The following is a 25,121-nucleotide window of genomic DNA, read 5'->3' as shown; positions in this document are numbered from 1 at the left end:
TCACTCCAGCGATTCGGACGCGTCGAACAGCGTGTCTGCGACCGTTTCGATCGCTTCCAGCCCTTTTACCTCCCGGGGGAGTTGCGGCACGGTTGCCAGCCCGTACTCGTCGGCGTATCGATCCTGGAGGACGTCCATGTACTCCGCGTGCATTTCTGCGCGCTCGCGATGGTGTGTACAGTCTTCCTCGGTGACGTCCGAAAGCACCATGTTCGCAACGACCCGTCGGACCTCGAGATCGTGGTCCTCGAGGTCGTCGATGATTCGGTCGGTCTCGTTGACGCCGAGCCCTTCCGGGATCGTCACGACCACGAACGCCGTTCCGTCCCCCTGGACCATCTCCAGACAGTCGGCGGCGAGTTCGCGCCACTCGTCGAACAGCTCGCCGGGTCGCTTTTTTATTTCTCCCCGGGCGAGTGACCGGAGATCGGCGTATATCTTCGGTGCGGTTCCGAGGTGCTCGTAGAACTCCTCTTGCAGCTCCAGAAGCGAGATCGTGCTCCCGGCCGGTGCCGTGTCCCAGACGATCCGGTTGTAGACGTCACCCTCGAACCGATCGAGAATGTAGCTCATGACGAACTCCTCGACGACCCCCGGCGCCTTCGCGGCGTAATCGATGACCTCCCTGCCGACGCCAAGAAACGACGAGAAGACGTGATAGATGTCCTCGCCGTAGGTCTGCTTCCAGTCTTCTCGTAGCCGTTCGTAGTCCATCTCCACAGCGTCCAGACGGTCGACCCCGTCGACAGACGTTGTCTCGCCGAACACGTCTCTTTCGAGGATATCGGACAGCGACGGCGACCGGTCGGTCGACAGCAACAGCGTGCGCTGTCCGGCGCGGGCGAACTGCACCGCGGCCGCAGCCGAACACGTCGTCTTTCCGACCCCTCCTTTCCCCGTCACTGCGACCATCCGGGGGCCGTCTTCGAGATCACTCAGCGAGGTCATGTTCGGGCGTTCCCCCGGTCGGCATATGGGCGCTTCGACAGTTCCCATCGCGCGGGCTTGACTCGATTCGAACGGGTACTGACTTAAGAAACCGGGGGACTGCTACTGCTGTTCGTTTGCCCGTTCGATCCACGTACTCGCCCGTCCTTCGCCGACCTTCGCCCCCTCGGCGACTGCTCCGGGGTCGGCCGCAGCGAGCTGTGGGACCGTGTGGATGCCGATCTCTCCGAGACGGTCCGCGTACGCCGGGCCGATCCCCTTTATCTTCTGCACCGGCTCCCCGTCGTCGGATTCTTCGGCGAGTTCCTCGCCGGCGGTCTCGTCCGCGTCGCCGTCGTCTTCGTGGTCTTCCGTTCGATCCTCTTTTGCGTCTTCGTCGGCCTCACCGGTCGGTTCCTCGCCGTCGGCTTCTCCGGTCGGTTCTTCGCGTCCTTCGGGAGTCTCGTCGGTCGATTCGTCGTCAGCCCCCTCGCCTTCGTCTGCTTCTCCCGGTGGCCCGGATTCGGGCTCGGGCCCGGATTCGGGATCGGGATCCCGCTCTACGGTCACTTCGGTGTCGCCACGTTCCGTCCTGTCGTCGCCTCCGCCGATACCCAGAAGCTCTTTCAGTTTCTGCAGGAGCGCCATTACGAGATGCGTACGGCAGGGGACTATTTAAACGTCCGCCGACGTCGTCGCGTGCTGCCGGTTTCCAGTTTCGGCCGACGCGGTCCTCACAGGTGAGCTCGAAGCGCCTCGTTCATCCGGGAGACTGGGGCTCGTTCGCCGGTCCAGATCTCGAAGGCCTCGACGCCTTGATAAAGCAGCATCCACGCCCCGTCGATCGTCGTCGCCCCGACTGCCTCCGCGTCCCGGAGCAGCCGGGTTTCCAGCGGTGTGTACACTGCATCCAGCACTGCGAGCCCCCCGTGCAGGAGGGCCGCGTCGACGGGGGTCTCGTCGGACTCCATGCCGACGCTCGTGGCGTTGACGAGCACGTCGGCGTCGGGAACGGTTTCCGAAAGGCTGTCGAGCCCACCGGCGGTGACCGTCCGGTCTGTCGTTCCCTCGACGGCGTCCGCGAGCGTCTCCGCCCGTTCCGCGGTCCGGTTTGTAATGTGTACCGCCGCGCCGGCGTCCCCGAGCGCGAAGGCCGCCGCACGGCCGGCGCCGCCGGCGCCCACGACGACCGCCTCGGCCCCGCGGAGCCCGACGTCGTGGTGGGCGAACGCCCGTCTGACGCCGTCGGTGTCGGTGTTGTACCCCTTCGGTCCCGCTTCGGTGAAATCGATCGTGTTGACCGCGCCGACGCGGGCGGCGAGATCGTCGGCGTCGACTGCCGCGAGCGCGTCCTCCTTGAACGGGATCGTGACGTTGAGCCCATCGATGCCCAGTGTTTCGGCCCCGTCGATTGCCGCCGCGATCGCGTCGGCGTGGGGTTCGAACGTGACGTAGCGGGCGTCCAGCCCGCACGCGTCGTATGCGGCCTCGTGCATCGGGGGCGAGAGTGAATGCCCGACCGGATTTCCGACCAGTCCGTACACCTGCATGGCCGTGGCGTCGTCGCCCAGCCATATGAGTTGTCCGGGGCGAGCTTCCGGGGGCGGAGAACGTTCTCGGAAGGGGGAACGCTCACCTTTTACGGGACCGGTCGAACCGCTTCTTTTGATCGGACTCGTCGTAGCCCTGGGGAACGCTCACCTTTTACGGGACCGGTCCAAGACCCTGTATGAGCCAGCCGCGCGTTCCGGGGGAGTCGGACGATAGACTCGAACTTCCCTGTGGCGAAGCTATCGCTGTCACTGACCTCGATCTTGGGATGCGGGAGTTAGCCTGCGATTGTGGCGCCACACACGCCGTCGTGATGGATGTCCATCCCGCGACGCGGTTCCTGCCGGAGTTTCTGGTGGAGATCCTCCGGGAGGTGACGGAGACGACGAGCGAGGAGCTGTCCGAGTTCGACATGCCGCATGTAATGGGTATGGTAATCGAGGAGTTCCCGGGATCGGTCGTGTCACACGACGCGACCGACGAGCCCGACGTCGGCTGTGGCCTCCTCTGGGTCTCGGAGTTCGACTCCCGCCGGCTCCACGAGATCATCGTCGAACTGATCGTCGAACTGATGGAACATGCGGTCAGTCACGGGGACGAGGATGAGCTTTCGGAGTTCGAACGACAGATGCTGGAGTTCGACGTCGAAGAGTTCGTCGAGGAGTACCGCGCAGATCGCAACTTCGAGGCGGAGTCGCCGTACGACGACCGATAACGAGCCGGCTGTCGAGAGGGGACTGTGACCGTGGGTGGATGTCGATCCCGTATTCCGCCGAAACCGGTGTCTGACACGTGTATGACCCCTGTCTCACTGAATTATATGTGAATACGGAACGTGTGTAAGACATATGCACACCCGACAGCGAGAGTTCGAACGGATACGGGGTGTGCTGGCCGACGCCGAAGAGCCGCTGACAGCGCGGGAGATCCTCGCGCTGCTCGACGACGAGGAAATCGACAGCACACACCGTGTCGCAACCGTCCTCGGCCGCTGGGCTCGCCGCGGCGAGGTCGAGGTTATCACCGACAACCCGTATCGGTATCGCCTCAACACCTGAGGGCAGCGTCGCTGCCGGCTCGTCGAACGAACTGTTTTCCGGAGACTACCGAGGCACCGTCACAACCACGTCGTCCCGACGGGGGGAACAATCATGCCAATCGAGTTTGTAGGGGGGCGTATGGAAACCTCCGAAGAGGACGGTCGTCTCGTCCGGCTTTACCGCGAATACGTCGGTGACCCGGAGGAGGCGGTCGACATATATGCGGGGTTTGCACTGTTCTTCGGCGGGATCGCCATCGGGTTCGCGGGCGTCGTCCTCTTTCTCGTGAGCGACGGGATCACCGCCGACGAAATGGGGCTGTACGCCGTCAGACAGGTCGCGGCCGTCGCGGGGGCGGTGGGATTACCGGCGCTGCTCTCGGGTGTCGTCGTTCTGCTTCCAGTCGACAGGCGGGCGCTGTATCTCACCGGTGCCGGCAGCGTCGTCTGTCTGGCAGCGATCGGGCTGTTCGTCTGGGCGTATCCGTACCACTGGAACGTCTCGGGGGCTCCCGACTACAGCGCGACCGGCGCGGGAATCTACAGTCTCGGACTCGCAGGCGTCGTCGCTGCCACCGGCGCAGCGCTCGTCGCCCACAGCGTCCAGCGGGCTGCTCCCGATGTCGCGCCGGAAGCTGCAGCTGCTGGGAGTTCGGCGGCTGACGTCCCCGACGACGGCGAGGCGGTCACGGACGAACAGGTGCGTGCAGACATCGAGCGCGAACTCGGCGATGCAGAACTTTCCTGGGGCGGTATCGAACGGTCGGAGACGCGCCGGCTCGAGTTGAACACGGGGACAGAGGAGATCGACGGACGCGGGTTCGAGGTCGACTCGGCCAAGACGGCCCGGTCGAGCGGCGACGCAGTCGACGACGCGGTGTCCGGGCTGAGACGTCTGCAGGGCGGGGAGAAACAGACCGCGAGCGGTACCGGAACCGACGACCAGGCCTCAGCACTCCGGGAGCTCAAAAAGCAGCGTCAGCAACGCGAAGTCGAACGCGAACCTGACAGCTTGTTCGACCGGATCAAAGACCGGTTATAGTCCAGTTTCTGGCTCCCCCTAATCTCATTTAATGGGGGATTAGTTCTGGTCGGGTTCCTCCGCGCGAGAGCGGACTGCATGACTTTTGGGGAGAACCAATATTTATGACCCACGCCTCTGATTCTACGAGCATGGCAAAGGGACTCGACGTCGGTACGATGAACATTCTCTCGGCGCGGCAGGACGCTACCGAGACGGTGTTCGTACAGCAGCGCAACTCCTTCGTGGAGATCGAGTACAGTGACATGGCCGAGCAGATGCTTTCGCGCAGCGAAGTCCTTCACATCCGGAAGGACGACAAGGTGTACGTCGTCGGCGACGACGCCTTGAACTTCGCGAACATCTTCAACAAGGAGACCCGCCGTCCCATGCAGCACGGGATCCTCTCCAGTGAGGAGTCGTCAGCGATTCCCATGATCAAGCTCATCACGGAGCAGGTCGTCGGCGAACCCTCCTTCGAGGACGAGCGGCTGTTCTACTCCAGCCCGGCGGACCCAATCGACTCGGACCTCTCGACGCTGTACCACCAGAAGACGCTCGAGTCGATGCTGGGCGACATGGGCTACGATCCCGAGCCGATCAACGAGGGGATGGCCGTGATCTACTCGGAGCTCGCGGACAACAACTTCACCGGCCTGGGCGTCAGCTTCGGCGCGGGCATGACCAACGTCTGTCTCGCCTACTACGCGGTGCCGGTGATGAAGTTCTCGATCGCCCGCGGTGGCGACTGGATCGACGAACAGAGCGCCCAGGCGACCGGCACGCCGGTCGACAAGGTGACCACGATCAAGGAAGACGACTTCAAGCTCGACTTCCGGACGGACGTCGGCGGCGTCGAGGGGGCGCTGGCGATCTACTACGAGAACCTGCTGGATTACGTCATCGAGCACATCTCCCGGGAGGTCGACGAGGAGGACGTCGAGGAGGGGCTCGACGTTCCCGTCGTCGTCACTGGCGGTACCTCGAGCCCCGCCGGATTCGAGGAACTGTTCGCCGACCACCTCGAGGACGCCTCGATCCCCTTCTCGATCAGCGACGTCCGGCAAGCGGACGAACCGCTCTACAGCGTCGCCAGCGGGGCGCTGGTGGCGGCCCGCTCGGAGGAAGAGGAACAGCCCGCCCAGGAAGAGCCGACGGAAGTGGAAGCGGAGGACTGACGCGACGGCGGTGGACTGGCGCGACGGCGGTGGACTGGCGCGACGCGTTTCGGTTCCGGGCGCTACCCCACCGGTTCCTCGTAGATCATCTCGATTTTGTCCGAGAACCGATCGAGGATGTTCCGACGCTTCTTTTTCATCGTCGGCGTCAACAGATCGTTCTCCTCGGTGAACTCCTCGGGAACGAGTCGGAACTGCTTGATCCGCTCGTGCTCCTCGAATCGTTCGTTTACCTCGTCTACTTCCCGGTCGATTCGGTCGTGGATGCGTTCGTCCCGACACAGTTCCCCCCGATCGTCCGGGACGTCGTGTCCCTGATCGTCGGCCCACTCAATGACGCGCTCGAAGTTGGGGACAATCAACGCGGAGACGAACTTCTGACCGTCGCCGATCACGACGCACTGTTCGACGAACTCGTTTGCGGCGAAGGCGTCCTCGATCGGTCCCGGCGCGACGTTTTTTCCGGTCGAGAGCACGAGCAACTGCTTTGCACGCTCCCGGAAGACGATGTACTCGTCGTCCCGCTGTTCGACGATGTCTCCGGTCCGGAACCACTCCCGGCCCTCCTCGTCGGTGTCGAACGCCGCTTCGGTCTCGTCTGGTTTGTTCCAGTAGCCGCCACACACCTGCGGGCCCCGGACCAGCAGCTCGCCCACCTGTCCGTCTGCGTCTTTCGCGACGTCCTCCCCGACGAGGCTCTCGTCGAGTTTTACTTCGGTGTCGACGACCGGCGGTCCGATCGTTCCGACCTGTGGGTTCTCCGGTGGGTTCACCGCGATCACCGGCGAGGTCTCGGTGAGCCCGTATCCCTCGTAGATCGGGAGCCCCATCCCGTGATACAGCGCACACAGGTCCGCCGAGAGCGACCCACCGCCCGAGATGAAGAACTCGATGCGATCGCCCAGCGCCTCGTGCACCTTCGAGAAGACGAGCGTGTCTGCCAGCGAGCGTTTCAGGTTCAACACTGGTCCCGGGTTCTCCGAAGCGTGATACTCCCGGCCCACGTCGGTCGCCCACTCGAAGATCCGCTGTTTGACCGGTGACTCGCTGGCTTGCTCCCTGATAGCGGCGTACAGCTTCTCGTACACCCGAGGAACGCTCGTCATCACGTTCGGTCGAACGACACTCAGATCCTCCCTGAGCGTGTCGGGATTCTCAGCGTACGCGACGGTTGCGCCGGCGGCGAACATCAGATAATGACCCGCCAGCCGCTCGAAGACGTGCGCGAGCGGCAGGAACGAAAGTGCCGTGGCGTCGGCGTCGATGACCGGCACGTCGGGATCGCGGTCCGGACGCGGACCGAACCGCCGATAACACTGGTTTACGTTCTCCCGGAAGTTCCGGTGGGTGAGCTGGACGCCTTTCGGCTGACCCGTCGTTCCCGACGTGTAGATCAGACTCGCGGTGTCGTCGACGCTCCGTTCGTCCAGCCAGGAGTCGTAGTCGGCCTCCTCGAACGCCGATGCGCCCCGATCGTGTAACTTTCCGAGGGTGATCACCTCCTCGTGGTCGTCGTACCCGTCGACCTCGTCGATCACGACGACGTGCTCTACGTCGACGTGCTCCTCCTCCATCACCGCGAGGGTCCGTTCGAGCAAGCGCTCGTTCTCCGCGACGACGACCTCCGATCCTGCGTCCCCCAGCAGATACGCCAACTGGCTCCGCGACGAGGTTGGATAGACGGTGGTGACGATCCCGCCGGCGGCAAGCGCCCCGAAGTCCGTCTGTGCCCACTCCATGCGCGTGTGAGCGAAGATCGACACTCGGGTGCCCGCCTCGACGCCGAGCTCGCGGAATCCGGCGGCCAGCCGACGGACGATTTCGCGCATCTCTTCGTAGGTGAGGTCGCTGTACCCGCCTGACTCCGCCGCCGGAATCACCCCTGCCGCCACCAGTGATCGGTCGTACACCCCGCCCTTGTATCGTTGAGCGACCCGTTCGGCGTTCCGTGAAACGCTCTCCTCGAACGTTCGAGGGATCGTTTCCGTCCCGAGTACGGGACTCTCGTACGTCTCTTCGGCTCCTTTCCAGTCCATGCTCGGAAACTCTCGCTCATCTATAATAAACAATTGGGCTGTTTTCTGTTTATCTTCCGTCGCTACTCCTCCTCGGGAGCAGTCAGGCGTCCTCGCCGACGTACTCCAGATACGCGATTGCGCCCCGCGTGTTCAGCCTGACTTCCGCGCGGCTCTTCTCTTCACCCCAGGCGTCGACGATGCTGGCGTACTTTACGAAGTGGTCGATCACGGCATCGTCGTCGCCGAGTTCGCGGCGTTTCTGTTTGACTGCTTCGACCCACTCCACGAGCGATCGCTTGTACTCGTCGAGCAGCCCTTCGTCGTACTCTCGGGGTCCGAAGTGGCCGAAACAGAGCAGTTCGGGCTCGAGGGTCTGGATCAGCTTGACGTCGTCGATACACTGTTTGGCGTGGAACTGTGGGGGCGGGGAGGTAACCCTGATCTCGTCGGTGTCGCGAACGTAGATCCCGGCGGCGTCGCCGGTGAACACCGCGTCGGCCGTCCGGTCGTGAAAGACGACCTGGTGGGGGGCGTGGCCGGGCGCTTCGTGGACGTCGATCGTCCGATCGCCGAGATCGACGGCGTCGCCGTCTTCGAGTCCCTCGATCCGATCCTCCGGGACCGGGGCGGGTTCGACGTAGTAGTTCCACTGGTCGCCGACGGCGGCCTTCGTTCCCTCGACGAGGCGCTCGGGGTCGATCAGGTGTGGGACCGCCCGTTCGTGGGCGAGCACGGTCGCGTCCGGATATCGTCGGGCGAGATAGCCGGCACCGCCAGCGTGGTCCAGGTGGGCGTGTGTCGGCAGGACGTACGCCGGGTCGCGCCCGGAGAGCGCCTCCTCGATCGCGTCGAACAGTCCCTCGCGGTTCGTTCCGATGCCGGTGTCGATCACGGCCGGCTCCTCGGCGTCGACGACGTACACCGATCCGTACTCGTCGGCGTCGTACATGCCCGTATCGTAGTAAAATATTCCTTCCGTTTCGGGAACGGTTTCCAGCTCGCCTCGTGCCATGTATCGGATGCTCGCTGGGGCGAGCTTAAAACGTTCCCTCCGGATTCCGGCAGTACGACGCCACGACGCCGTCCGAACGGGGCGTTCGGCGTCACCTTTTTTACCTATCGCATTCATGTTTCGAGTTGTCACGTCGCGGTCCGATGAGCTGGTCGTTTCTGTCGCGGTTGGCAACGCTTAAATGAGTGGCCCTGTTAATCGACTGTAGTATCTCGTGACCGCTTCTCCCCACAGCGAGCCAGACCCATGGTAGACGTAAGCCAACACGAACTCGTCCCGGAGCACGTTCTCCTCGATGATCCCTCGACGGTCGAGGAAGTCCTCGAGGAGTACAACGTCCGGAAGACGAATTTGCCCAAGATCAAGCGTACAGATCCCGCGTTGCCCGAGGGTGCAGAGCCCGGCGACGTGGTGAAAGTGATTCGGGACTCCCGAACGACGGACCGAGCAGTCGTGTATCGACTGGTGGTTGAATGAACAGACAGGACAGACGCGTCATCTCGCGGGAGTATTTCTCGGAGGAACGGCTCGCCGAACACCACTTCCGGTCGTTCAACAACTTCCTCGACCGGGGGATGCAGCAGGTCGTCGACGAGAAAGAGACGATCGACACGGACATCGGCGACAAGGAGGGACAAGAGCCCGTTTACGTCGAACTCGGCGACGTCCGGGTTGCGACCCCCCGCGTGCGCGAGGCGGACGGCAGCGAGGAACTGCTGTACCCCCAGGAGGCACGTCTTCGGAACATCACCTACGCCGCGCCGGTGTTCATGGAGATGTCGATCGTCCGCGGCGGCGAGGAGGAGCCGGAGACCGTCGTCGACTCCACGGAGACGAAGGTCGGCCGGATGCCGATCATGGTCGGATCGAAGAAGTGCAACATGGCGGGCTTTTCCGAAACCGAACGGATCGACATCGGCGAGGACCCCGTCGATCCCGGCGGCTACTTCATCGTCAACGGCTCCGAGCGCGTGTTGATGACCAGCGAGGACCTCGCGCCGAACAAGATCCTCGCGGAGTACGACACCAAGTACGGCGACGAGATCCAGGTCGCGAAGACGTTCTCACAGCGCCGCGGGTACCGCGCGCTCGTGTTGTGTGAACGGACCCGAGACGGCATCCTCGAGGTGTCGTTCCCCTCCGTGTCCGGCTCGATCAACTTTGTGACGCTCGTTCGCGCCCTCGGGCTCGAGTCCGACGAGGAGATCGTTCACCGGGTCTCCGACGACCCGGAAATCGTGAAGTTCATGCTGGAGAACCTGGAGGAGGCGGAAGTCCAGACCGAGGAGGAGGCCATCGAAACGCTCGGCAAGCGCGTCGCATCCGGCCAGGGCAAAAACTACCAGCTCAAGCGGGCCAACTACGTAATCGACCGGTATCTGCTGCCGCATCTCCACGAGGAGGGCGTCGACGAGGAGGACGTCCGGATCAACAAGGCGTACTACCTCTGCCGGATGGCGGAGGCCTGCTTCGAGCTTGCGCTCGGCCGTCGGGAGGCCGACGACAAGGACCACTACGCGAACAAGCGGCTGAAGGTTTCCGGAGACCTGATGACCGACCTGTTCCGGACGGCGCTGAACAAGCTCGCTCGCGACGTGAAATACCAGCTCGAACGGGCGAACATGCGCAACCGGAACCTCACGGTCAGCACGGTCGTCCGTTCCGACGTCCTGACCGAGCGGCTCGAACACCCGATCGCGACGGGTAACTGGGTGGGGGGCCGGTCGGGCGTCTCCCAGCTCGTCGACCGGACCGATTACATGGGCGTTCTCTCGCATCTCCGTCGGCTTCGCTCCCCGCTGTCCCGTTCACAGCCCCACTTCGAGGCACGGGACCTGCACGCCACACAGTGGGGACGGATCTGTCCCTCCGAAACGCCCGAGGGCCCCAACTGTGGGCTGGTGAAGAACTTCGCGCAGGCGATGGAGCTGTCGGAGAACGTCGAGGACGAACAGCGGCTCAAACGGGAACTGGCGTCCATGGGGGTCCAGGAGATCCCGGGAATCGAGGGCGTCGAACGAACGACGGCGGACGACTAACTACAACAACATGGCTCAGGCACGCGACGCGAAAGTTTTCGTCAACGGCAGTCTGGTCGGAACACATCCCGACCCCGAACAGCTCGCAGAACGAATCAGGGAGGCGCGCCGCCGCGGCGACATCTCCCGGATGGTGAACGTCTCGGTCAATCCCCGAACCAAGGAGGTCATCGTCAACGCCGACGCCGGTCGGGCGAGACGGCCACTCATCGTCGTCGAGGACGGCGAACCCCTCCTCGAGGAGGAACACGTCGAGGCGCTCGAACGCGGCGACATCGACTTCGAGGACCTCGTCGAACGCGGCTACGTCGAGTTCATCGACGCCGAGGAGGAGGAGGACATCTACGTCGCCGTCGACGAGGACGAGCTAACGCCGAAACACACTCACCTCGAGGTCGACCCGCAGCTCATCTTCGGGATCGGCGCCGGAATGATCCCCTACCCAGAGCACAACGCATCGCCCCGTATTACGATGGGGGCAGGGATGATGAAACAGTCGCTGGGCCTGCCGGCGGCGAACTACCGGATCCGTCCGGACACCCGCCAGCACCTCCTGCATTACCCGCAGCTCGCGATGGTGAACACCCAGACGAGCGATCAGATCGGCTTCGACAAGCGGCCCGCAGCCCAGAACTTCGTTGTGGCCGTGATGTCCTACGAGGGGTTCAACATCGAGGACGCGCTGGTGATGAACAAGGGATCTGTCGACCGCGCGCTCGCCCGGTCGCACTTCTTCCGGACCTACGAGGGCGAGGAACGCCGCTACCCCGGCGGGCAGGAGGACCGCTTCGAGATCCCCAGTCAGGACGTCCGTGGCGCACGCGGAGAGGACGCATACACCCATCTCGACGAGGACGGCCTCGTCAACCCCGAGACGCCGGTCGACGAGAACTCGGTGTTGCTCGGGAAGACGTCGCCGCCGCGGTTCCTCGAGGAGCCCGACGACATGGGCGGGCTCTCCCCGCAGAAACGGCGCGAAACCAGTGTGACCATGCGATCGGGCGAGGACGGCGTGGTCGACACCGTCACCCTGATGGAGGGCGAGGACGGCTCGAAACTCTCGAAGGTGTCGGTACGCGACGAGCGGATCCCCGAACTCGGGGACAAGTTCGCCTCGCGACACGGACAGAAGGGAGTCGTGGGTCACCTCGCCCCACAGGAGGACATGCCGTTCACCGAGGAGGGCGTGGTGCCGGACCTCGTTTTGAACCCCCACGCGCTTCCGTCTCGGATGACGGTCGGCCACGTGCTGGAGATGCTCGGGGGCAAGGTCGGATCCCTCGAGGGCCGCCGCGTCGACGGGACGCCGTTCCAGGGCGAGGACGAAGAGGAACTCCGCGAGGCGCTCGAGGAGCACGGCTTCGACTCCAGCGGAAAGGAGGTCATGTACTCCGGAGTCACCGGAGAGAAGATCGAGGCGGAGATCTTTGTCGGGACCATCTTCTATCACAAGCTGTACCACATGGTCTCGAACAAGCTGCACGCCCGTTCCCGCGGGCCGGTGCAGGTGCTCACCCGCCAGCCGACGGAGGGGCGCGCCCGGGAGGGTGGCCTGCGCGTCGGCGAGATGGAACGTGAGGTGCTCATCGGGCACGGCGCCGCGATGGCGCTGAAGGAACGGCTGCTCGACTCCTCTGACAGAGAGGACGTGTACGTCTCCGCGGACACGGGGATGGTCGCCGTCGAGGACGTCGAGCAACGCCGCGTGTACGATCCGATCACCGGCAACGACGACAACATCCACGAGATCGAGGTGAGCTACGCGTTCAAGCTCCTGCTCGACGAGATGAAGGCGCTCGGCATCCGGCCGAAGCTCGAACTGGAGGACGCAGTCTAACATGGCAATGCAATCACCCAAAACGATCGGCGGAATCAGCTTCGGACTGATGGATCCGGAGACGTATCGGGACATGTCCGCGACGAAGGTCATCACGGCGGACACGTACGACGACGACGGCTACCCGATCGACATGGGGCTCATGGACCCCCGTCTCGGCGTCATCGATCCGGGTCTGGAGTGTCGCACCTGCGGCAAACACTCCGGCTCCTGTAACGGCCACTTCGGACACATCGAACTCGCCGCGCCGGTGATCCACGTCGGATTCGCGAAGCTGATCCGCCGGCTCCTGCGGTCGACCTGCAGGGAGTGTGGACGGCTCGCGTTGATGCCCGACGAGATGGAGGAGTTCCGCGAGAAACTCGAACGGACTCGGGAGCTGGGGAACGACCCCAACGACGTGTTGAAAGCGGCGGTGCGGCAGGCTCGCAAGGCAAGTCGCTGTCCCCACTGTGGGTCGCCGCAGGCGGACATCAAACACGAAAAGCCCACGACCTACTACGAGGTCCAGGACGTCCTGGCCGGGAACTACTCCGAGCGCATCGCCGACGCGATGCAGCCCGATCCCGACGACGAGGACGACCGCGGGATCTCGCCCCAGGAGCTCGCCGAAGAAACGGACATCGCCCTCGAACGGGTCAATCAGATCCTCTCTGGCGAGTTCCGCCCCCGGAAGGAGGACCGTCGGAGCCTGGAGAAAGAACTCGACGTGGACCTCACCGAGGAGGACATGAACAAGCTGATGCCCTCCGACATCCGCGACTGGTTCGAGGACATCCCGGACGAGGACCTCGAGGTGCTCGGGATCAACGCCGAGACCTCCCGGCCGGAGTGGATGATCCTCACCGTGTTGCCGGTACCGCCGGTGACCGCAAGGCCGTCGATCACGCTAGACAACGGCCAGCGCTCGGAGGACGATCTCACCCACAAGCTGGTCGACATCATCCGGATCAACCAGCGGTTCATGGAGAACCGCGAGGCCGGCGCGCCACAGCTCATCATCGAGGACCTCTGGGAACTGCTCCAGTACCACGTCACGACGTTCATCGACAACGAAATCTCCGGCACGCCGCCGGCACGTCACCGGTCGGGTCGCCCCCTCAAGACGCTCTCTCAGCGACTGAAGGGCAAGGAGGGGCGCTTCCGGGGCTCGCTGTCCGGCAAGCGCGTGAACTTCTCCGCCCGGACGGTCATCTCGCCGGACCCGACCCTCTCGCTGAACGAGGTCGGCGTTCCGGACCGGGTCGCAAAGGAGATGACCCAGACGATGAACGTGACCGAACGGAACCTCGACCGGGCCAGACAGTACGTCAGGAACGGTCCCGAAGACCACCCCGGTGCGAACTACGTCCGACGGCCGGACGGTCGTCGGCTGAAGGTCACCGAGAAGAACTGCGAGGAACTCGCCGATAAGGTCGAAGTCGACTGGGAGGTCAACCGTCACCTGGTCGACGGCGACATCGTGATCTTCAACCGGCAGCCGTCGCTGCACCGGATGTCGATCATGGCTCACGAGGTCGTGGTGATGCCGTACAAGACGTTCCGGCTCAACACGACTGTGTGCGTGGCCGGGGATACGCGGGTCGACTGTGGCGGTTACGAACGTCGGATCGAGAACCTCGAGAACGACTGGAACGAGGAGGTCGTCTCTACGTACGATCCCGGGGACGGCGAACTCAGGGGGACTGGCCTGCAGGACTTCTGGTCGCTTCGACCGAGCGATTACGGGGCTAGCGTCAATCGGATCGAGACGGCGTCGGGCGGCGAGATCGTCGCCACGTCGGACCATCCGCTCCAGACGCCCGACGGCCTCGTTCGAGTCGAAGAACTGTCGGAAGGCGACCGCCTGGTTCGGCGTCCGATCGACCTCCCCGAGTTCGAGCCCGACGCACGGGAACAGACCGCCATAACCGAGGGGGACATCCGGGCCGCTGCCCCCCCGGAAACGTATCTCGAGTACACTCTCGAGAACCTCGAGGGACTGCTCCCGTTCGACGTTCACTCACGGAATGGGGTCGCCGCCGCCCGTTTGATCGGCCATCTGTTCGGTGACGGGACGCTGGAACTCGACGGACACCGTGCCCGACTGATCTTCCGGGCCCCTCGAGAGGAGTTGGGGGAGATCCGGATGGATCTCGAACGCCTCGGCTTCGAACCCGAGGACCCCCGGTACAAGGAAAACGAAGCACAGATCGTCGCGGCCGACGGTTCGACGGTCGACGTGTCCGGGGGCGGCTACGCGATGGAACTTCGCAGCAAGCCCCTGGCCACGTTCATGGCCGCGCTGGGTGTGCCGGCCGGGGACAAGACGACCGCAGAGTTCACCGTTCCCGACTGGGTTATGACCGGCCCGAAAGCCGTCAAGCGGAACTTCCTCAGTGCGTACTTCGGCGCCGAACTCTCGACACCGGCACCGCGAGGATCGAAGCTGTTCAAACAGCCCGTCTTCAAAGTCGCCAAGACCGACGATGTGTTCGATTCCGGACGCCGGTTCATCGGGGACGTGAACGAACTCCTTGAGGAGTTCGGAACCCGCATCTCGAACGTCCGCGAGGACGACGGAAACCGGCGCGTTGACGGGTCCATCTCGACGACGCTATCGGCCGAACTCGACGCCGGACAGGAGGCGCTTCGGAACCTCTTTGGCCGCATCGGCTATACGTACAACCGGGCAGCCGACGCGGAGGCACGCTTCGCGTACGCGTATCTATCGGAGAAGATCGACGAACTCGACCGGCTCGCGAGGATCGCGACGGCTGCACGCACCGCGAACGGGGAATACGGGGAGCTAACCGAACTCGCCGAAGAGCACGACGTGGATCCGAAGCGAGTGAGGCGCTGGCGACAGCGTGACATCGTTCAGCCGCGAGCGAACGACTTCCCGGGGTATGACGTCTGGAAGAGCGACCGCGTCGTCGACGAGAGCGAAGGTCTAATCCGGGAACCGATCTCAGCGATCGAGGAGGTCCCCGAAGAACGCGTGTACGACGTCACCACGGTTGACGACGCGCACCGGTTTATTACGAACGAATTTGTCGGAAGCAATTGCCCACCCTATAACGCCGACTTCGACGGCGACGAGATGAACATGCACGCGCTGCAAAACGAGGAGGCCCGCGCGGAGGCGCGGGTACTGATGCGGGTTCAAGAGCAGATCCTCAGCCCCCGGTTCGGCGAGAACATTATCGGGGCGATCCAGGACCACATCTCCGGGATGTATCTGCTCACCCACGAGGATCCGGAGTTCACGGAGACGCAGGCGCTGGACCTGCTGCGTGCGACCCGGATCGACGACCTCCCCGAGCCGGACGGCGAAAACGAGCAGGGGTCCTACTGGACCGGCCGGAGCATCTTCTCGCTGCTGCTCCCCGACGACCTGACGATGGAGTTCACGAGCGAGGCCGGCGACACAGTCGTCATCGAGAACGGCGAGCTGCTCGAGGGGACGATCGACTCGGAGGGGGTCGGCGAGTTCGGCGGCGAGATCGTCGACACCATCACCAAGGTGTACGGGGAGACCCGCGCCCGCGTGTTCGTGAACGAGGTCGCCGCGTTGGCGATGCGGGCGATCATGCACTTCGGCTTCTCGATCGGGATCGACGACGAGTCGATCCCACAGCAGGCCGAAGAGCAGGTCAACGAGGCGATTCAAAGCGCTTACGACCGGGTCGAGGAGCTCATCGAAACGTACCAGGTCGGGGAACTCGAGAGCCTTCCCGGCCGGACGGTCGACGAGACGCTGGAGATGAAGATCATGCAGACGCTGGGCAAGGCACGCGACTCCGCCGGCGACATCGCCGAACAGCACTTTACGGAGGACAACCCGGCGGTCGTGATGGCCCAGTCCGGCGCCCGCGGTTCGATGCTCAACCTCACCCAGATGGCCGGCTGTGTCGGCCAGCAGGCAGTGCGCGGCGAGCGGATCAATCGCGGCTACGAGGACCGGACGCTGTCGCACTTCGAGCCGAACGACCTCTCGGCGGACGCTCACGGCTTCGTCGAGAACTCCTATCGGGGCGGGCTCACGCCCAAGGAGTTCTTCTTCCACGCGATGGGCGGCCGCGAGGGGCTGGTCGACACGGCGGTTCGGACCTCGAAGTCCGGCTACTTGCAGCGCCGGCTGATCAACGCACTCTCGGAACTGGAGGCGCAGTACGACGGCACCGTCCGGGACACCTCGGACACGATCGTCCAGTTCGAGTTCGGCGAGGACGGCACCTCCCCGGTGCGGGTCTCCTCCAGCGAGGACAACGACATCGACGTCGACCAGATCGCAGACAGGGTGCTCGAAGCGGAGTTCGACTCCGAGGAGGAGCGCGAGGAGTTCCTGGGTCGCCGGGAGCCGCCGACGAACCTCTCGGAGTACGCCGGTCCGGGCCTGGACAAAGCACAGGGCCTCGATACGGAGGTGGAATCCGATGACTGAAGCCGACTACCCCAACGTCACCGAGGACATGGAGGCGATCGTCGAGGACACCGAACTCCCGCGTCGCCTCAAAGACGAGGTGTACGCGACCATCGACCGGAAGGCCGGCGAGTACGGCTCGGTCAGCATCGAACAGGCGAGCGATATCGCGGAAGCGGTCGAGAACCGCTACCGCCAGACGCGGGTCGATCCGCTCGATCCAGTGGGAACCGTCAGCGCCCAGTCGATCGGGGAGCCGGGAACGCAGATGAGCGTCCCGGCCGATGAACGGATAATCGTCCGACAGGACGGTGAGACCGACATCGTCGATATCGGAACGCTCGTCGACGACGTCATGGAGTCCGGAGAGACGCGAACGTTTGACGGACACGAAGTTGCGCTGGCCCCCGATGGCATGGAAGCACTGAGCCTCGGTGAAGACGAACAGGTGCGGTGGAAAGCTGTCGAGGAAGTCAGTCGACACGAGACTCCCGACGAGTTGCTGGAGTTCGAACTCGAATCCGGCCGAACGATTCGGGCGACGAAGGCCCACTCGTTCGTGATTAAAGAGAACGATGAGATCGTGCCGGTAGCCGGCGACTCCCTTGAGGAAGGCGAGGAGCTCCCTGTCGTCGGCGAGTTCGATCCGGAAATCGCACGTGCCGATTTCACAGATTTCGAATCCGAACAGACGTTGACTGACGGCGGTGTGGCTGCGTCGCCGACCGCAAATGTCGACCAGTATGCCGAAACTGTCGCCTGGGATCGGATCGAGTCGATCGAGCCGGTCACCAGCGGGCACGAGTACGTGTACGACCTCTCCGTCGAGGGCCTGGAGACGTTCACCACCGCGGAAGGCGTCGTGACGCACAACACGATGAACACCTTCCACTACGCCGGCGTCGCCGAGATCGACGTCACCCAGGGCCTGCCACGCCTCATCGAGCTGGTGGACGCCCGGAAGACCCCCGACACGCCGATGATGACCGTCTATCTCGAGGGCGAGTACGCGGACAACCGCGACAAAGCCCACGAGGTGGTGTGGTCGATCGAAGCGACGAAGATCCTCGCGCTTGGGGACGTCTCGACGAACGTCGCCGACATGCTCGTCCAGATCGACCTCAACGAGGAGACGCTGCTGGAGCGCTGGCCGACCTACGACGACCCGAACGTCGTGGCAGAAGAGATCGCCGAGACGATCGAAGACGCGCTGGGAGTCGACACCCGCCAGCAGGGGACGCTGGTCGAGTTCGGCCCGCCGAGCCCCTCCTATCGACAGCTGCTCCAGCTGGTCGAACAGCTGCGCGACGTCGTCTTCAAGGGGATCGAGGAGGTCGACCGCGTCGTCATCCGGAAGGAGGAGACCGACGACGGCGAGGAGTTCGTCCTCTACACCGAGGGGTCGGCGTTCGGCGACGTCCTCGAAATCGAGGGCGTCGATCCGACCCGGACGACGTGTAACAACATCCACGAGATCTACCGGACGCTGGGCGTCGAGGCGGCCCGCGAGGCGATCATCAACGAGACGAACACCACCCTCGAAGAGCAGGGGCTGGGCGACGTCAACGTCAGGCACCTGATGCTGGTGGCAGACATCATGACGAACCGGGGTACGATCGAGTCGATCGGTCGCCACGGCATCTCCGGCTCGAAGGACTCCGTGCTCGCCCGGGCGGCGTTCGAGGTGACGGTGAACCACCTGCTCGACGCTGCGATCCACGGCGAGCGCGACGAACTCGACGGCGTCATCGAGAACGTCATCGTCGGCAAGCCGATCTCGCTTGGCACCGGCGACGTCGATCTCCGGATGGGGACGACTGGCGGCTCCGCCCCCAGGTCGGACGACTGATCGGCGATGCGGGTGACCCTCTCGGATGCGGCACGCAGGTACATCGGTCGCTTCGACGAGTTGACGGGGGTTGCGCCGCGCGACTGCCTGGTCGAGGAGGACCGTCTGGTGTTTGTCGTCCCGCCCGGTGAGATGCGCGAGGCGATCGGACCGGGCGGCCGGACAGTCGATCGCGTGCAAGCGGAGCTGGGGCGGCAGGTCCAGCTGGTCGAGTACGCCGAGACGCCGGAGGCGTTCGTGGCGAACGCGCTCGCACCGGCAGCGGTGAGGGGCGTGACGATCTCCGAGCAGAACGATCGGGTGGCGTACGTCGAAGTCGAGCCGGCCGACCGCGGGGTCGCGATCGGCACCGACGGGCGGAACATCGAGGCGGCACGCCGGCTCGCGGGGCGGCATCACGACGTCGACGACGTCCAGCTCACGTAGCTGGAGCCCGACCCGCCGTTTTTCCGGGGAGCGGTTTCTACAGAGATAACAGGGAGCGTGCCTCGGGGGGTGACCCCGGAGCAGTTGACTGGCAGCTGTGATCGCTGCGATTTTGTACCGGGGGCCCCGCAGACGAGCCATGCGACGAACGATTGCAATTCTCGCGGTCGCAGTTCTGCTGGTCACCGCGGGCTGTACCGCGCTCGCGCCGGGCGACGACCCGGACGCGACGCCGACTGAACCGACCGACACGCCGGCGACCGAGCCGGGCGAGACGGACGACGAGTCTGCGGCCGAAGAGCAGCCGTGGATCGAAGACGGCGAACTCGACGCCGACGCGCTCGAGGGGGCGCACATAGAGGCAGTGATGGACGCGGGAAGCTTCACCGTCGCCTCCGAGATCGCCACGTCCCACGACGGCGAGGATCACCCGATCCCGTGGTTCGAAAACCAGACGCTCGACACAGCCTGGAACCTCGAGCACGAACGGCAGCTCTTCGACAACGAGTTCCGCGACACGCCCGAGCAGCTGACTCTCTACACCGAGGGCGACACCATGTACGTGCGCGAAATCGCCGGCGATGATACCCAGTACTCCGTCGACTCGATCGACCGGTCGACCGACGAGTTCACAGCGGAGATGCGCTCCGACGCACGTACCGGAACGGGGGCGATTTCCGAGTGGAGCTTCACGTTCGAGGAGACACAGCAGTGCGGGGAGCTGACCTGTTATCAGTTCACCGGAACCGACTTCGAGGGCGACCGGGACGTTCCCGGGACGGTGACAGACGGCGAAGCGACGCTCGTCGTCGACGAACGAGGTATCATTCGTGAACTCACCCAGGAGTTCGATGGCGAAACGGACGGACAGGACGTACACGTCGTCGAAACTAGCGAGTACCTCGAAGTCGGCGAGACGACGCTGCCAGAACCGGCGTGGGTCGAAGACGCCCGCGAAGAAGACGGCGATAGCGACTGATCGGGAACCGTCTCAGCGGTCGGAGGAAACGCCACTCGTACTGAGTATTCTCGGCCGGTATATCACTACAATACCCATTATCAGGCGATGTCGCGACTGGTGTCGATTTCGACCTCGTCGGTGAGTTTGAGCTTGAGAGGATCGTCGAGAGCGCTGCCGCCGCGGAACTTCGACACCTCGAGGTAGTTGTCGATCCCGGTGTTCTGCATGGATTTGTGCAGCTCCCACACCAGATCTGACCGGCGCAGCGTGATCGTCCGACCCGGCGGGGACTGCTCGTCTTTGATCTGATAGAACAGGCCGATGCTCGCGGTGTCCCACAGCGCCTCCTTGACTGCGTTCAGGAACTCGGCGTACCTGTGTTCGGCCTCGTTTTCGAGCTCGTTTGCGGCGTTGACGATCAGAAGCGACCGGTTTTCGAGATCGTCGATGTACGTCCGCGCGGTCTCGATCCTCGCGTCCGTGGGAAGCTGTTTGATCCGGGCGTCCCGTGCGTCGCCCGAGTCGTGATTTCGCTGGATGTGATCCCTGAGCTCCTCTTCGATCTCCCAGCGCGGACGGATCGTCGACAGGTACAGCGTGTTTCGTTCGGTGGCCAACTCCTTTATCAGGAGCTCGCTTTGGGCGTCGGGTGGCGCGACGAACGTGACGAGTCGGCCGGGCGGAATCCCGCCGTCGAGCTGTCGGTCGAGCGGTTCGATACCCGTCGAGAGCCGGTTGCCAGCAGGCTGTTCCGGCGGCTGTTCTCTCTCGATTCGGGCGTCGTCCTCGAGTGTCGACAGGTCGCCATCGAACTCCTCTCCCGGGGAACTGGTCGGTCCGGATTCGGGTACGGGGCCGAGCGTTTCCTCGCCGAGTTCGACGTCCCCGTCCAGATCCAGCTCACCGTCGGCTCCACCATGGACCGGGGGGTCGGCGGTGGAACTCCGGTCGGCGGCGTCACCTTGCGTCTCGCTGGTGCTGTCGGTATCCTGTTTGGAACCCTCGTCCGCCTCGGAATCGTCGGCGTCGGCGTCGGCGTCGGGTTCCGGATCTTCGGGGTCCTCCTCGAACGGAAACAGTCGGCCGATCTCGTCTTCATCCTCGTGGTCCGTCTCCCCTCGCGCGTCGGTGTCTGTCATGCCGTCGTACCCCGGGACGTCGGTTGTCCCGTTTCGTCGGTATTTGCGGGAACATTTATAGATGATTGTCAAGTTACCGCGCCTGATAACGTCTCCCGAAGGGAAAGTAACGTCTCCCGAAGGGAAAGACGGCAACAGCCCCGATTCGGGAACGACAGCCTCTGTGGCGCGTTCGGAACCTCGGCGGCCGTTAGCTGGCGTCGTTTCTACCTTGTCGAGTCCGCGAAACCGACTCAGATCGCTTTATAGCCACCGCTACTAGCCGCTCGATCCGTTTCGTCGCCCCCGAATGACGGTGCTTAAGTAGTTCCACGGAGAATTCGGGTGTACAATGGCGAACGGCAAATACGCCGCCCGCAAGCTCAAGAAGGACCGGCAGAAGCGACGCTGGTCCGACTCCGAGTACGCTCGGCGCGAGCGCGGGCTCAAGAAGAAGTCCGATCCGCTCGAGGGCGCCCCGCAGGGACGCGGGATCGTCCTCGAGAAGGTCGGCATCGAGGCAAAGCAGCCGAACTCCGCGATCCGAAAGTGTGTTCGCGTCCAGCTGATCAAGAACGGCAAGCAGGTCACCGCCTTCTGTCCGGGCGACGGCGCGATCTCCTTTATCGACGAGCACGACGAGGTCACGATCGCCGGGATCGGCGGCGCGAAGGGTCGCGCGATGGGCGACCTCTCGGGCGTGAACTACAAGGTCGAGAAGGTCAACGGCGTATCGATGATCGAACTCGTTCGCGGTAACGCGGAGAAACCGGTGCGATAATGAGCGAGTCAGAGTCAGAACCCGAGGCGGAAGTCGACGCCGAAGAGGAGGAGACCGAGGAGTCGGGTGGATCGTCGAACGCGCTGCTGTTCGGCGTCTGGGACGTAAGCGACATCGAGTACTCGGATCCGAGCACGCAGCGGTACATCAACGTCACGCCGGTGGCGCACACGATGGGCCGTCACTCGTCGAAGCAGTTCGAGAAAAGCGAGATCTCGATCGTCGAGCGCCTCATCAACCGGTTGATGCAGACCGAGGAGAACACGGGCAAGAAACAGCAGACGCTCAACATCGTTCGCGACGCCCTCGAGATCGTCCACGAGCGCACCGAGGAGAACCCGGTACAGGTGCTCGTGCGCGCCGTCGAGAACGCCGCCCCTCGGGAGGAGACTGTCCGGCTGAAATACGGCGGGATCTCCGTTCCGAAGGCGGTCGACGTCGCGCCCCAGCGCCGGGTCGACCAGGCGCTGAAGTTCATCGCCGAAGGCGTCAAGAACGCCACGTTCAAGTCGCCGACACCGGCGGCGGAGGCGCTGGCGACGCAGCTCATCGGCGCAGCCGACTACGACGTCCAGGCGTACCCGATCTCCCAGAAGGAAGAACGGGAGCGGGTCGCCGCCGCAGCCAGGTAATTCCCCACTTCGAGTTCGGGCAGCGATCTCTTCTCTAATTTTCCATTTCCCTGTCGAGTTTTTTGATCCAATCGGTCGGTCTTCCTGTCTCCACAGAGTAACACGTTAGTGGCCGGGCGTCCGTGTGCTCCCATGGAACGATTGACGCGTCGTCGAGCCCTCTCGGCTCTGGGTGTCGGTTCGATGGTCGTTGGGGCGGGTTGTCTGGACGTAGACGATCCCGGCAGTGACGAGGATCCTGAAGCCAACGAACCACAGGAGGCAACCGACCCCGATCCGGTCGAGGCGGAGTACGACCTCTCGGTCGACCACGACATCGATTCCTGGGACGGCTACGATCCGGAGTGGGAGCCGCCGGCGGAGCCGCCCGAAAGCGAGTACGACGTCGAGACGCTCGTCGAGGGGCTCGAGATCCCGTGGGACCTCGCGTTCGCGCCCGACGGCGAGCTGTTCGTCTCGGAACGCCCCGGCCGGATCCTCCGGTACGACGCGGGGACGGTCGAGGCTATCGCCGAACCCGACGACGTCGTCGACGCGGAGGCGATCGACGTCGGGGACGAGGGCGGCTGGTGGGCCGGCGGCGGTGAGGGTGGCCTGATGGGAATCGCGGTTCACCCGAACTATCCCGACGTCCCGTTGTTGTACGTCTACTACACCTACGACGGCCACGGCGGCGAGCGCAACCGCCTGGCCTACTACGACGTGAGTGTCGACGATCCGGCCGAAACCCACACGACGGTGTTCGAGGGCGTTCCCGGTGATCGGATCCACAACGGCGGCCGGATCGCGTTCGGTCCCGAAAACTACCTGTGGATCGCGACCGGCGACGCCGGGTCGCCGGAACAACACTCACAAAACCCCGGCTCGCTCGCGGGGAAGATACTCCGGATCGAACCCGACGGCTCCGCCCCGGAGGACAACCCGGACCTCGGTGAGGGTGCCGACCCCCGGGTGTTCACCTACGGCCACCGGAACGCCCAGGGGATTTCATTCCTGCCGGACGGAACGCCGGTCATCTCCGAACACGGTCCGCACGCTCGCGATGAGATCATCGTGTTGTCGCCGGGGGAGAACCACGGGTTTCCCGAGGCTCGCGACGGCGACGAGTATCCGGACACTGACTTCGATCGTCCCGTCATCAACAGCGGTCCGTCCGACACCTGGGCGCCGGCGGGGGCAGTATTTTATACGGGGGAGGCAGTGTCGTCGCTGCGCAATCGACTGCTGGTCGGCGGGCTCGGCTCCGAACAGCTGTTCGTCGTGACGCTGTCGCCGGCCGACGGACCCGAACCGGACGCCGAAGGAGGTACCCGGTACGACGAGGACTGGCTCGACCCGGACTGGCAGGCGGTCGCCCACTCGGTGTTCGACGGTGAACTCGGACGCATCCGACACGTCGAACAGGGGCCCGACGGGACGCTGTATGCGGTCACGTCGAACCGGGACGGGCGGGCGAGCGACGCCTTCCCGCAGGAGGGCGACGATCGGCTGGTGAGGATCACACCGTCGTGAAGAGTCGTCGAACCGCCAGGATCAGGCGCCGCTTTCCGTGGCGTACGCCCGGGTCGCGTCCACGAGCGCCTTGCGGTAGCCGCTCTCGGTTGGATCCGGTCCCAGCGTTCGGAACCGCCGTTTGAACGCGGCCACGTCGATCGAGGGGGCGTCGCTTTCGGCGATGCGGGCGAGATCGTACAGCCGGTGCTCGCTGGAGGCGAGGTCGTGACGCTCGACGAGCGCCAGCGCGAACGCCGCGTTCACCGCGGTGATCTCCGGATCCGATCCCACCGTCGCGAGTCGAGATCCCGGTCGGGGCGACGGGGTCGGCCGATCCGCGACCGCAGCCGCCAGCCGTGACTCCAGAAACGACACCAGTTTGTCCGCCGGCGCGAGGCTGAGCGTGATGTCGTCGGCGTAGATGTCCTTCATGTGGTTTGCGATCTGGTAACAGTGGGAGAGCTTCCGGCGCTCGACGGATTCGCCAGCGAGCGCGAGAAACAGCGCCTCCTCGGTCGACTGCAGGTGTGAGGCGTGCCCCTGTTCGTACCGGGCCATGTGGGAGAACTCGTGGAGCGCGAGTTCGCGGGCCATCGCGCTCGTGGCCGCCGTCGCGGAGATGTTGAGTGTGTGATGGGTGGGATAATGTGCTGCCCAGGTCCGCTCGTCGGGGTCCCCGCGTACGTGAACCTCCACCGGCTTCTCGAGGTCGTACTCGGTCTCGAACACGTCGGCCGCGCTCAAGAACGGACTCGTGGGGGCATTCCCCTGCACGCGCACGTCCATGTGTACCGGTTTCAGGGGTCGTGGACGTATGACTCTTTCTCGGGGGG

Annotated in this window: 20 protein-coding genes and 4 pseudogenes; 17 read left to right on the top strand and 7 right to left on the bottom strand. The window is 64.3% G+C overall.

Annotated features, from left to right (window positions below):
* From RH858_RS03280 to RH858_RS03270, 3 genes are all read right to left on the bottom strand, one after another.
* Window positions 1-948, bottom strand: a complete 948-nt coding sequence (locus RH858_RS03280) for an ArsA family ATPase (protein ID WP_259533841.1) — start codon at window positions 946-948, stop codon at window positions 1-3.
* Between the two features lie 102 nt (window positions 949-1,050).
* Entirely contained in the window at window positions 1,051-1,575 is a 525-nt protein-coding gene (locus tag RH858_RS03275) for a helix-hairpin-helix domain-containing protein (RefSeq protein ID WP_259533840.1), read from the bottom strand.
* Window positions 1,576-1,661: 86 nt separating this feature from the next.
* Window positions 1,662-2,477: a shikimate dehydrogenase gene (locus RH858_RS03270; RefSeq protein WP_259533839.1), complete on the bottom strand. Its 816-nt coding sequence runs from the start codon at window positions 2,475-2,477 to the stop codon at window positions 1,662-1,664.
* A gap of 179 nt (window positions 2,478-2,656) precedes the next feature.
* Between RH858_RS03270 and RH858_RS03265 the strand changes: the two genes are divergently transcribed.
* From RH858_RS03265 to RH858_RS03250, 4 genes are all read left to right on the top strand, one after another.
* Window positions 2,657-3,193, top strand: coding sequence for a DUF5815 family protein (locus RH858_RS03265; RefSeq protein WP_259533838.1), 537 nt, complete (start codon window positions 2,657-2,659; stop codon window positions 3,191-3,193).
* 133 nt (window positions 3,194-3,326) lie between these two features.
* Entirely contained in the window at window positions 3,327-3,536 is a 210-nt protein-coding gene (locus RH858_RS03260; RefSeq protein WP_259533837.1) for a hypothetical protein, read from the top strand.
* Window positions 3,537-3,656: 120 nt separating this feature from the next.
* Window positions 3,657-4,559, top strand: a complete 903-nt coding sequence (locus tag RH858_RS03255; protein ID WP_310561112.1) for a permease — start codon at window positions 3,657-3,659, stop codon at window positions 4,557-4,559.
* 131 nt (window positions 4,560-4,690) lie between these two features.
* Window positions 4,691-5,716 (top strand): hypothetical protein, encoded by a 1,026-nt coding sequence (locus RH858_RS03250; RefSeq protein ID WP_259533835.1) that lies wholly within the window; start codon window positions 4,691-4,693, stop codon window positions 5,714-5,716.
* A gap of 62 nt (window positions 5,717-5,778) precedes the next feature.
* Here the strand turns inward: RH858_RS03250 and RH858_RS03245 are convergent, their stop codons facing one another.
* Window positions 5,779-7,752, bottom strand: coding sequence for a long-chain fatty acid--CoA ligase (locus RH858_RS03245; RefSeq protein WP_259533834.1), 1,974 nt, complete (start codon window positions 7,750-7,752; stop codon window positions 5,779-5,781).
* 82 nt (window positions 7,753-7,834) lie between these two features.
* On the bottom strand, window positions 7,835-8,746 hold the full coding sequence (locus tag RH858_RS03240; RefSeq protein ID WP_259533833.1) for an MBL fold metallo-hydrolase: 912 nt from the start codon (window positions 8,744-8,746) through the stop codon (window positions 7,835-7,837).
* Window positions 8,747-8,992: 246 nt separating this feature from the next.
* Here RH858_RS03240 and RH858_RS03235 point away from each other — a divergent pair, with 246 nt between their 5' ends.
* From RH858_RS03235 to RH858_RS03190, 10 genes and pseudogenes are all read left to right on the top strand, one after another.
* Complete coding sequence (locus tag RH858_RS03235) at window positions 8,993-9,223, top strand: DNA-directed RNA polymerase subunit H (RefSeq protein ID WP_259533832.1); 231 nt, start codon at window positions 8,993-8,995, stop codon at window positions 9,221-9,223.
* Window positions 9,220-10,785, top strand: coding sequence for a DNA-directed RNA polymerase subunit B'' (locus RH858_RS03230; protein ID WP_259533831.1), 1,566 nt, complete (start codon window positions 9,220-9,222; stop codon window positions 10,783-10,785). The genes RH858_RS03235 and RH858_RS03230 overlap by 4 nt, the downstream gene beginning before the upstream one ends.
* 10 nt (window positions 10,786-10,795) lie before the next feature.
* Complete coding sequence (gene rpoB / locus RH858_RS03225) at window positions 10,796-12,622, top strand: DNA-directed RNA polymerase subunit B (RefSeq protein WP_259533830.1); 1,827 nt, start codon at window positions 10,796-10,798, stop codon at window positions 12,620-12,622.
* A 7-nt stretch (window positions 12,623-12,629) separates the two neighbouring features.
* A pseudogene (locus RH858_RS03220) lies at window positions 12,630-14,186 on the top strand (DNA-directed RNA polymerase subunit A'); the annotation flags it as partial.
* A pseudogene (locus RH858_RS03215) lies at window positions 14,181-14,408 on the top strand (hypothetical protein); the annotation flags it as partial. The pseudogenes RH858_RS03220 and RH858_RS03215, both read left to right, overlap by 6 nt.
* A gap of 1,260 nt (window positions 14,409-15,668) precedes the next feature.
* Window positions 15,669-17,048 (top strand): annotated as a pseudogene (locus RH858_RS03210) (DNA-directed RNA polymerase subunit A'); the annotation flags it as partial.
* Window positions 17,041-17,304, top strand: a pseudogene (locus RH858_RS03205) (DNA-directed RNA polymerase subunit A''); the annotation flags it as partial. The pseudogenes RH858_RS03210 and RH858_RS03205, both read left to right, overlap by 8 nt.
* The gene (gene rpoA2, locus RH858_RS03200) at window positions 17,296-18,876 is read left to right on the top strand and encodes a DNA-directed RNA polymerase subunit A'' (RefSeq protein WP_310561132.1); all 1,581 of its coding nucleotides are present in this window, start codon (window positions 17,296-17,298) and stop codon (window positions 18,874-18,876) included. The pseudogene RH858_RS03205 and the gene rpoA2, both read left to right, overlap by 9 nt.
* 6 nt (window positions 18,877-18,882) lie before the next feature.
* Window positions 18,883-19,302: a NusA-like transcription termination signal-binding factor gene (locus RH858_RS03195; protein WP_259533828.1), complete on the top strand. Its 420-nt coding sequence runs from the start codon at window positions 18,883-18,885 to the stop codon at window positions 19,300-19,302.
* Between the two features lie 139 nt (window positions 19,303-19,441).
* Window positions 19,442-20,281: a hypothetical protein gene (locus RH858_RS03190; RefSeq protein WP_310561111.1), complete on the top strand. Its 840-nt coding sequence runs from the start codon at window positions 19,442-19,444 to the stop codon at window positions 20,279-20,281.
* 80 nt (window positions 20,282-20,361) lie between these two features.
* On the opposite strand, the gene RH858_RS03185 is transcribed toward RH858_RS03190, so the two are convergent.
* On the bottom strand, window positions 20,362-21,402 hold the full coding sequence (locus RH858_RS03185) for a hypothetical protein (RefSeq protein ID WP_259533826.1): 1,041 nt from the start codon (window positions 21,400-21,402) through the stop codon (window positions 20,362-20,364).
* Window positions 21,403-21,733: 331 nt separating this feature from the next.
* Between RH858_RS03185 and RH858_RS03180 the strand changes: the two genes are divergently transcribed.
* From RH858_RS03180 to RH858_RS03170, 3 genes are all read left to right on the top strand, one after another.
* Window positions 21,734-22,162, top strand: a complete 429-nt coding sequence (locus RH858_RS03180) for a 30S ribosomal protein S12 (RefSeq protein WP_089672529.1) — start codon at window positions 21,734-21,736, stop codon at window positions 22,160-22,162.
* Complete coding sequence (locus RH858_RS03175; protein ID WP_259533825.1) at window positions 22,162-22,794, top strand: 30S ribosomal protein S7; 633 nt, start codon at window positions 22,162-22,164, stop codon at window positions 22,792-22,794. The genes RH858_RS03180 and RH858_RS03175 overlap by 1 nt, the downstream gene beginning before the upstream one ends.
* A gap of 132 nt (window positions 22,795-22,926) precedes the next feature.
* The gene (locus tag RH858_RS03170; protein WP_259533824.1) at window positions 22,927-24,306 is read left to right on the top strand and encodes a PQQ-dependent sugar dehydrogenase; all 1,380 of its coding nucleotides are present in this window, start codon (window positions 22,927-22,929) and stop codon (window positions 24,304-24,306) included.
* Window positions 24,307-24,327: 21 nt separating this feature from the next.
* On the opposite strand, the gene RH858_RS03165 is transcribed toward RH858_RS03170, so the two are convergent.
* Window positions 24,328-25,074, bottom strand: a complete 747-nt coding sequence (locus RH858_RS03165; protein WP_259533823.1) for a DUF5781 family protein — start codon at window positions 25,072-25,074, stop codon at window positions 24,328-24,330.
* Window positions 25,075-25,121 lie beyond the last annotated feature (47 nt).

This window comes from Halalkaliarchaeum sp. AArc-GB (assembly GCF_031432225.1).
Classification (GTDB): domain Archaea; phylum Halobacteriota; class Halobacteria; order Halobacteriales; family Haloferacaceae; genus Halalkaliarchaeum.
This window is presented reverse-complemented; position numbering and strand designations above follow the sequence as displayed.

Bases quoted from the DNA above. Each gene is read 5' to 3' on its own strand.
- RH858_RS03195 (WP_259533828.1), top strand. From the start codon at position 18,883: ATGCGGGTGACCCTCTCGGATGCGGCACGCAGGTACATCGGTCGCTTC.
- RH858_RS03240 (WP_259533833.1), bottom strand. From the start codon at position 8,746: ATGGCACGAGGCGAGCTGGAAACCGTTCCCGAAACGGAAGGAATATTT.
- RH858_RS03235 (WP_259533832.1), top strand. From the start codon at position 8,993: ATGGTAGACGTAAGCCAACACGAACTCGTCCCGGAGCACGTTCTCCTC.
- RH858_RS03190 (WP_310561111.1), top strand. From the start codon at position 19,442: ATGCGACGAACGATTGCAATTCTCGCGGTCGCAGTTCTGCTGGTCACC.
- rpoB (WP_259533830.1), top strand. From the start codon at position 10,796: ATGGCTCAGGCACGCGACGCGAAAGTTTTCGTCAACGGCAGTCTGGTC.
- RH858_RS03175 (WP_259533825.1), top strand. From the start codon at position 22,162: ATGAGCGAGTCAGAGTCAGAACCCGAGGCGGAAGTCGACGCCGAAGAG.
- RH858_RS03265 (WP_259533838.1), top strand. From the start codon at position 2,657: ATGAGCCAGCCGCGCGTTCCGGGGGAGTCGGACGATAGACTCGAACTT.
- RH858_RS03165 (WP_259533823.1), bottom strand. From the start codon at position 25,074: ATGGACGTGCGCGTGCAGGGGAATGCCCCCACGAGTCCGTTCTTGAGC.
- RH858_RS03230 (WP_259533831.1), top strand. From the start codon at position 9,220: ATGAACAGACAGGACAGACGCGTCATCTCGCGGGAGTATTTCTCGGAG.
- RH858_RS03280 (WP_259533841.1), bottom strand. From the start codon at position 948: ATGACCTCGCTGAGTGATCTCGAAGACGGCCCCCGGATGGTCGCAGTG.
- RH858_RS03180 (WP_089672529.1), top strand. From the start codon at position 21,734: ATGGCGAACGGCAAATACGCCGCCCGCAAGCTCAAGAAGGACCGGCAG.
- RH858_RS03260 (WP_259533837.1), top strand. From the start codon at position 3,327: ATGCACACCCGACAGCGAGAGTTCGAACGGATACGGGGTGTGCTGGCC.
- rpoA2 (WP_310561132.1), top strand. From the start codon at position 17,296: ATGAGCGTCCCGGCCGATGAACGGATAATCGTCCGACAGGACGGTGAG.
- RH858_RS03275 (WP_259533840.1), bottom strand. From the start codon at position 1,575: ATGGCGCTCCTGCAGAAACTGAAAGAGCTTCTGGGTATCGGCGGAGGC.
- RH858_RS03245 (WP_259533834.1), bottom strand. From the start codon at position 7,752: ATGGACTGGAAAGGAGCCGAAGAGACGTACGAGAGTCCCGTACTCGGG.
- RH858_RS03250 (WP_259533835.1), top strand. From the start codon at position 4,691: ATGGCAAAGGGACTCGACGTCGGTACGATGAACATTCTCTCGGCGCGG.
- RH858_RS03255 (WP_310561112.1), top strand. From the start codon at position 3,657: ATGGAAACCTCCGAAGAGGACGGTCGTCTCGTCCGGCTTTACCGCGAA.
- RH858_RS03185 (WP_259533826.1), bottom strand. From the start codon at position 21,402: ATGACAGACACCGACGCGCGAGGGGAGACGGACCACGAGGATGAAGAC.
- RH858_RS03170 (WP_259533824.1), top strand. From the start codon at position 22,927: ATGGAACGATTGACGCGTCGTCGAGCCCTCTCGGCTCTGGGTGTCGGT.
- RH858_RS03270 (WP_259533839.1), bottom strand. From the start codon at position 2,477: ATGCAGGTGTACGGACTGGTCGGAAATCCGGTCGGGCATTCACTCTCG.